This window comes from Stratiformator vulcanicus, from assembly GCF_007744515.1.
In the GTDB taxonomy this organism is placed as follows: domain Bacteria; phylum Planctomycetota; class Planctomycetia; order Planctomycetales; family Planctomycetaceae; genus Stratiformator; species Stratiformator vulcanicus.
This window is the reverse complement of the sequence record NZ_CP036268.1, coordinates 2,425,678-2,438,026: the sequence shown is the minus strand read 5'-3', so window position 1 is coordinate 2,438,026 and position 12,349 is coordinate 2,425,678. Positions and strand designations below refer to the sequence as shown.

At 64.3% G+C, this 12,349-nt stretch carries 1 protein-coding gene (cut by a window edge); it reads right to left on the bottom strand.

Going from position 1 to position 12,349, the window contains the following annotated elements:
- Nucleotides 1-12,349 carry the 5' portion of a DUF4347 domain-containing protein gene (locus tag Pan189_RS09515; RefSeq protein ID WP_310821296.1) on the bottom strand. Its footprint begins 15,635 nt before the window's first position, so the window shows 12,349 of its 27,984 coding nt (coding positions 1-12,349); its start codon is at nucleotides 12,347-12,349; its stop codon lies off the left edge, out of view.

Genomic DNA, 12,349 nt, shown 5'->3' with positions numbered 1-12,349 from the left:
CGACGGTCAGGAAGGAGCGATCAGCCGCGTTAACTTGCACGGCGCCGTTCGTCGACGTGGTCGAGCCGCCGCGGATCGACGCATCGACGGTATTCGTCACGACGTTAATCGAGCCAGCGCCCGATCCGGTCACCGCCGCGCCACCACCGGCGCCGCCGCTGCCGCCCCCGGAGAAGCCGATCGTCGCTACGACGACCGTCGCTGCGGACTCAGCGAGAACTCGAACGTCGTTCGTTGCCGTTACATGCGAGTCGACGATCTCAGCTATGACATCGGCGGTCAGCACATTGACCGCAATCGACGAATCGGCACCGACGGCCACGCCGCCGCCCGCGCCGCCACTACCGCCACCGGTCGCCCCACCGGCAAGGACACCCAGACTGGAAGTCGTCGCAGCCGAGACAATCACATCGGTCCCGGCGGTAAGCGTGCTATTAGCGACCGAAGCCTCGACGTTGGTGCCGATTCCGTTGCCTGAACCGGATCCGGCGAGTGCGACTTGACCGCCACCGCCGGCGCCGCCGCTGCCGCCACCGGCGAAGCCGATCGTCGCCACAACGACAACCGATGCCGCCTCCGCATCGACCGTGATGCTCTCTTTCGCCGAGACGGTGGTATCGGAGATCGTGGCTGAAACCTCGTTGTCGATCGCGTTGACCGCCAATGAGGCGCCCGCTTGGAGAGAGGCCCCGCCGCCAGCCCCACCCGATCCGGTGATCGAACCCGCTCCGGCGACCGTCGTAATAATAGAGCGGTCCGTCGCCTCGACTGTGACGCCGGAATTTGACGAGGTGACGCTACTGCCGTCGCCAATCGAGGCAGCGACGTTGTTGATGATCGTGTTGACGGAAGCCGCACCGGCTGCCGAAGCCGCAACCCCGCCGCCCGCTCCGCCGCTGCCGCCGCCGGAGAACCCGATTGTTGCCACGACGACCGTCGTGGCCGCATCGGCTGAGACAGCGACTTCATCGACGGCGATCACGTCCGAGCCGATAATTTGTGCCGTGATATCAACGCTGACCGCGTTCACCGCAACCGAAGCGGCAACTCCGACGGCCACGCCGCCGCCCGCTCCGCCGCTCCCGCCGCCGGTCGCGCCACCGGCGAAGGTCCCGATGCTCGACGTGTCGGCCGCGGTCACGCGGACGGCGCCACCGGCATTCACCTCGCTCTCCGTGACGGCAGCTCGGACCGTCGTTCCGATTCCGTTCCCCGTTCCGGAACCCGCCGCACCAATCTGCAGACCGCCTCCGGCTCCGCCACTGCCACCCGCCGCGAATCCGATCGTGGCGCTGACAATCACTGACGCGGCTTCGGCGTCAAGGACGACATCGGTACCGGCTGTTATGAGTGAGTTGCTTAAATCTGCCGCTACGGTGCTGGCGATGGCACTTGTGACCAGCGAAGCTCCACCTTGGACCGACGTGCCGCCGCCCGCACCGCCAGACCCGTTCACCGCCGCCGCACCCGCGACCGCCGTGATGACTGAGAGATCCGACGCCTTCACGATGACGCTGCCGGCGATAGCCTGAATCTCACTTTGATCAATGCTGGCGGTCCGCGAACTGGCGATCACGTTGACGCTGCCGGCTCCTGCAGCGCCGACGGCGATGCCTCCGCCCGCCCCACCGCTGCCACCGCCGGCAAACCCGATCGTGGCGACGACAACGACCGACCGGCCGACCGCTTCCACCGCGACATCAGTTCCCGCGATCACCTCCGCCCCGACAATGAATGCCGAAACGTCTTCAGCAATCGTATTGACTGCCATGGAAGCGGCAGCGCCGACCGACGTGCCTCCACCGGCCCCACCACTGCCTCCCCCGGTCGCGCCCCCGGCAAAGACGCCGATGTCGGCAGCCGATTTCGCATCGACCGTAACGCTCCCCCCGGCGCTGATCAGCACGGCATCTTTAATGGATGCTTCCACGCCCGCGACGACCGTATTGACTGATCCCGATCCGGCGGCACTGATGTCCGCCCCGCCGCCGGCGCCACCCGCCCCGCCGCCAGCGAAACCGATCGTCGAAACGACCACAGTGACTGCGCCCTCAGCTTCAACGCTGATATCACCGGAAGCAGCGGCGCTGCCCCCGTCGATTGTGGCCGTTACATCGCCCGCGACCGTATTGATCGCGAACGAAGCTCCGCCTTGTGCGGCGGTTCCGCCGCCCGCTCCGCCGGCCCCGCCGATCGAACCCGCCCCGGCGACCGCCGTCACGATCGTCCGATCGAATGCGTCGACCGAAATGCTTCCGGCCGTTGCGGTCACATCGCTGGTCCCGCCGATTCTGGCAGTCACGTCCTTGGCGACCGTGTTGATCGACCCGGCTCCCGCCAGTGAAACCGTCGTTCCGCCACCGACACCGCCGCTACCCCCGCCAGCGAAACCGATCGTGGCGACGCTGACTACGCCGAGCGATTCGGCCAGTATCGAAACGGCCGTTGCGGTCACTGAGGAATCGACGATTTCGGCCGTTACGTCTCCGGTCAACGCGTTGACCGCGATCGATGCCCCGACCCCGACGGCCGTCCCGCCTCCAGCGCCACCCGCTCCGCCACCGCTCGCACCACCGGCGAAGACGCCGATCGCCGACCGGTCGGTTGCGAGAACATCGACGACGCCCGCCGCGATGGCGTCGCTGTTGCCGCGGATCGAGGCTTCGATGGTGCTGCCAATTCCGGCACCAGCCGCCGAACCGGCCGCCGCGATGTTCGTTCCGCCACCGGCTCCTCCGCTCCCGCCAGCACCGAAGCCGATCGCAGAGAGCGTGATCACCGACGCCGCTTCCGCGTCGACGACCAAGTCGCCGCCGGATGTGACGTTCGCATCGTCGATCGTGGCCCGAACGGAGTTGTCGATCGCCGCGACCCCGAGCGATGCCCCGGCCTGCACGCTGGTCCCGCCACCTGCGCCCCCGGCACCCGCGAGGGCCGCCGCACCGGCGATCACCGCGATCACTGATTGATCATTCGCTTTGACCGACACGCCATCTACGCCGGCGGTCACCGATCCGCCACTGATTTGCGCCGCGATGTCACTGTTGATGACGTTGACGGAACCCGCTCCGGCCGCGGCAACAGCGGTGCCCCCACCGGCTCCGCCCGCCCCGCCACCGGCGAAGCCGATCGTCGCCGAGCCGATCGAAGCGGTCGAAGCGGCCGTCACATCGACTGCCCCGACTGCCGTGACATTGGCTTCTTCGATGCGGGCCGTGACGCTGCGGTCGATCACAGCGGCCGTGATTGACGCCCCGGCCGCTCCCGCAGTCCCGCCGCCTCCACCGGCGGCTACGCCGAGCGAGACCGCTCCGGCGACCGTCACGAGCAGTCCTTCGTCCGACGCCGAGACCGTCACCGCACCCGCGGAATTAACGCTCCCGCCAATGATGACCGCATCGACATCGCGACCGATTCCGTTGCCGCTGAATGATCCCGACCCGGAGAAGGTCTTCCCGCCAGCCGCTCCCCCGGCTCCCGCCCCGGCGAACCCGATGGTCGTCGCGATGATCTCCGACGATCCCGTCGCCTCAACGAGAATATCGCCCGTTGCGTCAACAGCCGAGTTTTCGATCGCAGCCCGCGTCTGCCCCGTCGTCGTATTAATCGCAAGAGCTGCACCAATGCCGCCACCGGAAGCTCCCGTAGCGCCGACGGTCACGCTGATCGCAGCCCCGCCGGCGACCGAGGTTAGAACGGCGTCCTCTTCCGCAACGACGGTCACGCCTCCGCCAGCGTCGATCTTTTCCGAAGAAGCGGTCGCTTCCGTGACGAGATCGATGACGTTCACTGAGAGTGAGCCGCCACCACTCCATGAGATCGATTTCGCCGATCCGGCACCAACCGATCCGGCGATACCAACGGCGGCCGCCCGGACTTCGGCTTCCGAGCTGGCGGAGATTCGGACGTCCTCGCCGACATCGACGCCGTCGGGACCGTTGAGATCGAGCTTGGCGATGACATCGTTGGCAACCGAATTCGATGAAACCGCGGCACCGACGGCGACACTCGTCGCACCGTTCGAGCCGAACGCTCCCGCGAACGTACCCGCGCCGGCCCCGGCGCCGATCAGGGATCGGTCGGTTGCTTCAATGACGAGATCACCATTCTCGGCCGTGACGAGCCCGTCACCACGGACCGTGGCGAGGGTGTTCGTGACAACGGCATTCAGAGAGACCGTTCCGGCACCGGTCCCGGCGGTCGAATCGGATGATCCGCCGCCGACTGCTGCCGATCCGGCGAGCGTGACGGCGATGACATCGGTCTCCGCCAAGGCCCGCACGGCGAGGCCTTCATCGGAGCGGACGTCACTGTTCTCAACGATCGCGTCGACCGTATTCACCACGACGTTCGCTGCCAGCGACACGCCGACCGCCGCCGCGGTGTCGGATGATCCGTTTCCGCCGCCTGCTCCTGCAGCCGCCACGCCGCCGGCGCCGGAGCCGATGAGCGTTTCATCGGTCGCTTCGACGGTTGTTGCGCCGGTCGCGGTCACTTCGCTATCACGAATCGCAGCAACCGTCCGTCCCGTTAAGACGTTGCCGGAAAGAGACCCTCCGACGGCGACGGCAGTTGCACCGCTGCCCCCGGCCGAGTTCTGCGTCGCGGTCGTCGTCAAGAAGGAAGCCATCCCGGCTCCCTGTGTCGGATTGACGCGATGACCACCGATCAGAATTCCGGACGGATTCCCACCGCTGCCCGGTCCCACGTCCGGCTGACTCGTCGCGTCTTCCGGCTGCGTTCCGGTCGAAACCGTTCCCGCCCCCGCAGCAGTAATCGTGATGACGTCCCCGTCTGATTTTGCCAGCGCTGCAACATCTTTTGCGCGAATCTTCGAGGCGCGGATCTCCGCATCGGTCCGCCGCAGGGCGAAGACGACTCCCACGGCGGCCCCGACCGCGACATTGCCGGCCCCGCCGAATTGCCCGACGATCGAAAGCAGATTGAGGTCGCTCGAAGCGAGCACCCGCACGTTTTGCCCGTCCGCCGGGTCAGCCGCGGTATTGGTCGCGGGGTCGGCTTCGTTGATGGCCGCGCCATCGTTGATAAAAGCCTGCGTCGATTCGAACAGCGTCGAGATCGCGGCCCCGCCGGCGATACCGACCGTACCGCCGAGGTTCGCTCCCGCCGTCGTGGAGATCACATCGGTGAACGAGGCCGCAACGACAGCCAGCCCGCGGAACGCTTCGGTGTCTGGATTACCGAAAATCGTGCCGCGCTCGCCGTTGACGGCTTCGCCGTCGGCACGGGCACCATCGGCGGTCACCTTGGCGTTTTCGCCGATCGACGCGAGAGTGTTTGTGACCTGCACCAGCGTGTTGCCGCTCAGGCCGAGCCCGAGCGTGCCGCCGTATGTGACTTCTCCGACGAACGGCACCAGAAGCGACTCTCGCATCGCCGAGACGAGCACATTCCCGGTTGCCTCGAGCGTTGCGCCATCACCGATAAGAGCCTGCGTGGTGTCAACGATCACGAACACGCCGAGCGCCCCGGAGCCACCGAATTCCCCGCCGCCGGCAATCCCGGCGGCGAAAACGACGAATCGATCCTGCGACTCCGCATTGACGAGAATGTCCTTCTCGGCGAAGACTTGGGCGCCCTCGCCGATTTCGCTGATCGTCTCGCGGATCGAGACGATCGTATTCAATGCGAGTCCGATCCCCGCCTTCTCTTTCGCCACGCCCAGGCTGCCCGCCCCGGCGATGACCAGCGTGTTTTGTTCGCTGTTGACGAAGACGGTCTGGTCGACCGACGCGGGCGCGATGAGTGCTGTCAGCCGGGGTGGTTCCGTTGGGTCTGATGGGCCGTTAATGACTGCCCCGTCACCGACTTTGGCTAAGACGTCACTGACGAAGATCAGCGGCACCCATGAGGCCGCGACGGTCACCGTATTGGCCAGCGCCCCACTGGCGCCGAAGGTAAAGATGCGGTCCTGAGCGGTTGCTTCGACAATGACGCCTGCGTGATCGCCGATCGGGTCCGCATTCGCCAGCGCGGTGACTGAGGCGTTCTCGCCGATCGACGCTTCGACGTCGCGGAAGACCATCGTGCTCGCCAGCGTCGCCCCGAAGCCGGCGCTCGTCGAACTTGTCGTGTCACCAGTGGTCCCGGGAACGGTCGCGGGCACGAAGGTACTGCCGCCGCTACCCCCGGATCCGCCGCCGCTGGGATCGTCCTGCCCGCCGAGGTCTGCAATCGCGAGGCCGCCTCCGACGGTGATCGCCAGTGTCGCATCGCGGGCATCGACTTCGACGTTTCCGCCGGCGAGGACCCGAGCATTGTTACCGATGCGGGCAACCGCTTCACTGTCGACGAACTGGATGGAACCGGTCCCGGTCAATCCGAACTCGGCCGTGCTGACCGCGAGGCTCGCGGCGAGGGCGAACATCTCCTGCACGTTCTCAGCCGTCACATGAACGCTGCCCGCGGCTTCGATATCGGCGTTCGCCCCGATCGTCGCTTCGACGTCATTGTCGACGACGGCGATCTCCAGCGAGGACCCAATGCCGACGCTCTCGGCGATCCCGACCGCCCCGGCGACCGACAGGAGCAGCACCTCGTTCGAACCGTCCACGTCGACGTCCCCGGTCGCGGTGACCTGCACGCCGTCACCGATGCGGGCGGTCGTCTCATTGAAGACGAAGTGAATGTTCGCCGACCCCGCCACGCCGGCGCTCAGCGAGCTGTCATCGTTGTTCGTGCCGGTTCCTGCGCCCGCAGTTCCGCCGGTCGTGCTGCCGGTTGAACTACCATCATCGCCGGAAGTGTTGCCTGTGCTTGTCGTGGCCCCGCCGCCGCCGGCGGTGACGGTCAGATGCAGGTCGCGCGACGCGGCGTCGACATTCGTGTTGTGAGACCAGACCGTCGCGTCGGCGATCTCGGCACGTGTCGAGCGCTGGACGAGTCCGAAGGCGGCCGAGCCGGCGATCCCGGCTCCCTTCTGTTGCCCGCCGACCGCGATCGCCAAGGTCGTCCCGACGAGAGTCGAGTTTCCGTTAGCGACCACGTTGACATCGCCAGCAAGGTCACCGTCGGCATCCGAGCGAACGATGATGCCGTCGTCGATATAGGCCTCGATGTCATCGTTCAGCAGGTTGATGGCGACATCGCCGGAGATGCCGATCCCGACGGACCGGTTCTCGTTGCCACCCCCGTCCGAAGTCGGTGGACTCGTTTCGACGCCGATCTTCTCGCCGATCTTTCGGCCCACGCCGGTCTTATCGAGCAGCGACGCGACTTTACCGTCTTTCGCACCGGTCGTCTGATCTTTCAGGCTCGTGCCGCCGACCTGGCCCTGCTGGAGGCCGGAGTCTTTAACCAAGCTGCCGAGGCTGTTTCCCGCGTCGGCGTTCGTTTGATCTTTAAGTCCGGACTCGTTGAGCAGGTCGGCCAACCCGCCACCGGCCTGTTTTTTGGCCTGATCGTTGACCCGCTTGCCCTTCGCATTGGTTCCCGCGAGGGCCGCGTTAATCATCAATTGCGAGCCGTCAGCTTCGACTGAGACATCGTTGTCGGCCGTAATCGACCCGATCGTCGCCGGTCCCGAAACCGTGCTGTCGAGCGTGTCGGCGATCATCGCCCGCGAGGAAGTGTCGAACTCATTGATCGTCGCGGCCGCCCCGACAGCGAGCGTCTCCCCAGACTGCAAGACGAAGCTGAAGGCGGCAGTCTCCAACGTTGTATCGGCATTGACCAGAAGGTCGTTCCCGGCCGTCAGAACAACGGTCTCTTCGATGGATGCTCGAGAGTCGGCATCGATCTCTTGAACCGTAAATGTGCCGCCAATGGCAAAGGATGCGGACTGCCCCCCCGCCTGTGTCATGCTGATGGTCAGCACGTCGCTTTTCGCATCGACCCGTGCGTCTTGGCCCGCATCGATGCGGGCTTCGTCTTCAATTCGGGCGACGGCGGCATTGTTGTAAAACAGACCGTTGAAGGTCCCGCCCACGACGCCGTTGTCAGAGGAGGAACCGGTTGAGTTACCCCCCAATAGGCCCAGAAAGAAAGACTTTGCATTGGCCATGCCACCGACGTTGATCGTCGCGGCAGTGGCATCCGCATCGACGATCACATCGCGGCCGGCCGTTATCACGGCAGACTCGCCAATGTAAGCCGTCGCTTCGTTGTCAAGAAGTTGTACGCTCGCGGAACCTGAGATAGCGATCAGGCCGTCACTATTCTTCGATTTGGAACTCGCACTGGAGTTGACGATCGAAGTGGAAAATCCCGGGACTCCCAGCGACGGACTGGCAAAGGCCTTGAAGGGCGTAATGCCGGCGGCCAGATCGGCCAGTGTTCGGGCACCGTAAGTGATCTGTTCACTGACTTCGTTCGCGACGTTTTGAGCCGACGCGGCCGGCTCTGCGGCGTCGATGGCGGCGTCGAATTCCGGTGCATCGAAATTGAGGTTTTGGTACGTCGTAATGGCATCAAGCACGTCCTGCGACACCGTCGTCCGTAGCGGCACGACGGCGTCCGCCTCAACGATCACGTCCTGCCCGGCCGAGACGGTCGCGTTCGATCCGATGAACGCTTCGGCCTCATTGCTGTACCTCATGAACGAGACCGCGCCGCCAATCGACACCTTCGTCTGCGTTTTCGCCCCACCACTGGCCGATGAGGAGTGCCGGTCTTCGGCTAACGCGCGTACCGTGACATTGTCCGCGGCATCGATATCCGCCCCCGCATTAATGGAGGCCGTGGCGAAGTTTTCGCTGAATCCGAGTGCGACAGCGGCACCGATTGAGAGTACACCGCCGGCGGCCTCCAGATTCGCATTGGGGTCGCTAAGCTTTCCCTGAACAGCACCGGATGGTCCCGGCAGAATGATGTTGTCCCGCACGACGGCGGACGCGACCGTCCGGTTGTTCTTATTGAGCGAGCTCCCCTCGACCACGACCTCATTTGCGGTGACGTTGCCGCCCAGTTCGGCTTCGGCCGACGACTGAACGTCACTGACCGAAATGGCGAATCCGAACCCGAGATTCTTCTCCGGGTAGATGATCGTGCTGTTCGCTTCAACGCCGAAGTTGTTTTCAACTTGGGCGTCGACGAACAACGAGGTCGCATTAATTTCAGTGTTGTTGCCGACGGAAGCGATCGCTTCCGAGCGTCCTCGTCCGTAAGCGACGGCGGCGGAGGGGGCCGGAAGCTTCTGCGGAAGCTGTTTCGTCAGTGTCCCGACTGGGGTCGCCGTGGCGAGATCGCCGATTTTTCCCCTGGCCTTGGTCCCCGTCAGCAACCCCGAGGCGACCCTCATGCTGATGGCCAGCGCGTTGTCGACGGTCGAATCAACGTTAACCAGGTTCCCGGCAGTAACTGACGTGCTGCCGGTCAGTCGAGTCTTTGCCGTTGCTTCCGATTGGCCGAAGCCAGCCGCGACGGGGAACTGGTTCGTCCCGCCCAAACCGGTCAGCGGGACGCTTGGCAACTTGAGGGCGGGAGCCATGAGCGTCGTCGCGGAGTTCGCGGCGGAGTTGATCTGGATGTTGTTGTCCGCAACCAGTTCGACGCCATCCAGGCGGATCGTGCTCGAGGCTTCGGTCAGCACCGCCTTCGCCGCGCCGAGGAGGGAGTCCAATTGCTCGAAGCGTTGGTTGACCTCGACGAGAACGTCGGGGAGGTCGATTGAGAAGAATTGGTTCGTGATGATCCCGTTGCGATCACGCAGGACCAGCGGGATCTGCTCATCGGTCAGGTCGGTGAAGACCTCGGTCACAAGCGGGTTGGCGGTCACGCTAACGCCGCTCTGCGAACTGCCGACGAAGTTACCCGTGTCGAACAGGATCAGTTCGGTTTCGGTCACCTCCTGCACGGCGTAGAAGCCGTCGCTGCTGACGGTGCCCTCGACGGTGATGAACTGCCCGGCCTGGAACCCGTCGTCGAGCCAACTGCCCGTCGGGCGGACGATGCGGTCGCCGTCCGGGTCGAATTGGAACGTCAGACTCGGATTACCGCTAACGGAAACCGGCGCGATGACCACGTCCAGCACCTCGCCCGACGAGGTCAGCACAATCGTCTGCTCGTCGTCGAAGCCAGCGATGATGTATTCGCCGTCACTCTCGCCGAAGTTGTCCAGAATGATCGTTTGCCCGACCTGAAACCCGTCGTCGAGCCAGCTACCGGCCGAGCGGACGATGCGGTCATTTCCGTCGAAGTCCGGGGTGAGCGTGACCGTGGGTGTGCCGGAGATTTCAGCCACAGTCTGCGAGACCGCAACACCGGTGCGAAGTTCATCCACAACCGCGTCGACCGAACGCAGCACGAGTGTTTCGTTCTTGACGTCGAGCAGCGTGTAGGTCCCGTCGTTATTGAGCGAGCCGACGACACTAATACGCATTCCGGGTGTGAACCCATCCTGCAGCCAACTCCCGGTCGTCGACGGGCGACTGATCGTATCGGGCGTCGACAGGTCGGCCGCACTGCTCACTTCGGCCGTCAATTCGCCGGAAGTTGCCAGTGTCAGCACGCCAGCCGTTGCGGACGTGATCTCGTAGTAGCCGTCATTTCCGGTCGACCCGGAGACGGCGACGAAGTCGCCGACTTCAAAGTTCTCATCTAGCCAACTCCCGGCCCCACGTGTGATCGTATCGCCGGAAGGATTGCTGGCGAACGTCAATTCCGCGCGGATCGAGACGGTCACGCCGCTGGCGTTCTCGTCCGCGAGTATCTCACTCGCGTCGAGCTCGAGGACGTCATCGGTAACCGACACCACGCGGTAAGTGCCGTTGTTGCTGGCCGTACCGCTGACCGTGATCGTCTGGCCGGCCCGGAAGCCATCGGTGATCCAACTCCCGGTCGCCCTCGTGATTTGATCCGCTGACGGATCGGCATCGGAGAAGGTCAGATCGAGGCCCGACGTGGCCGCGTCCGCATTCGTGTAGGTGTGATTCGGGTCGTCGAAGGTCAGTTGGGTCGTTGCGGGTTCGCTCAGATGAGCGAAGAAGTTTTCGTAGATGATATTCGCGGCATTCGGATCAATATCGATATCCGCGAACTTGCTGGTTTCTGCGAGGCTGCGGATCGTGATGTTTTCCGCGAACCACTCGCCTGTGCCGACCTGAATCTCGGCGGTGGCCTCACGATCTTTAAACAGCGGCGTGACAGCCGCGAGCGTCCGCTCAAGGCTCGCTGACGCGTCAACAATGATATTCCCGCCCGTGAAGAAGCCGTCCGCTTGGGCATACAACGAAACATCGTCGTTGAAGATCGCTTTGGGTGCGATGATCGTGATGTCGCCGGAGTTGCCGACAGAGGCTCCACCCGGCGCTGCGTCCCGGGTGCTGAACGTCGTCCCGGAGTTGGCGACGAACTCTTCGGTAATGATTTCGAGGTCGCCACCCTGCGTGCGAATCGAACCGGAAATTTCCAGACGCTCGTCGCCGAGGATTCGCAGGATGCCCGCGCCGCCATCCACGTCGAGTTCGATCAGACCATTTGGGATTTTGAGATCGTCCCGGATATCGAGGACGTCGTCCCCGTCGAACCCTTCGAAGATGATCGTGTCGATCGACTGGAATGTTCCCGCACCGGCGGTCCCGAAGACCTCGACCTCACCGGTGTCTTCGTCAACGCGGATACCGACGTCGTCATTCCCGTTGTCCCCTTCGATCGTGAGGACGCTGCCGTTTTGGGTCAGATCCAGTGAGTGGGCGTATCCGATGAACCGACCGGCGAAGTCGGTCGAGGCAGCTCCGATCTCTCCGGTGTGAACTTCGAGTTCCCAGTTACCACCGAGGTCGCTGCTTCCGGTCAGGTCATTCGAGGCGGCGACATCGGCGCCGGTCAGTTGCGCTAGGTCCTGAACAAAGCCAACGCCTGCTTCTCCATCGGCGAGATCGCAGCCGTAAAGGAGGATGTCGGCCCCTTCGCCGAGGGCATCGCCCCAGCCAGCGATCTCGTCGGCATAGTTGCCCAGCGTGTCGGCGTCGAGCAGCGTGCTGCCGAGGCTCAGCCGGCCCTCGTTGCCATGGGAGAGGATGTGTACCTCCTCCAAGTCGAAATAACCGCTGAGAATTTCGCCGATTTGTTCGATGCCGTCCCGCGAACCATCGAGCAGGTAGACATCGACCGGAGCGTCATCTTCGGTAACCGAGGCGATTAGATCTTCGTGATCGGCCAAAGCCGAATCGACGAACACGATCCGGCGAGTCTGCTGATGTCCGGGCTGAGCGTTGAGCTCTTCGGTGGGAGCGTCGAACTCGTCTGCGGCTTCGGCGCCGTCGTCACCCGAATTCTCGGCAGAGGATTCTTCGGCGAGCAATGCGGGAGCCGATTCGAAAATCCCCCCGCCGAAATCATCGGCGGCCGCCGCGTCCGGCGCGAACACGACGCCATCTCCGGCGAGCAT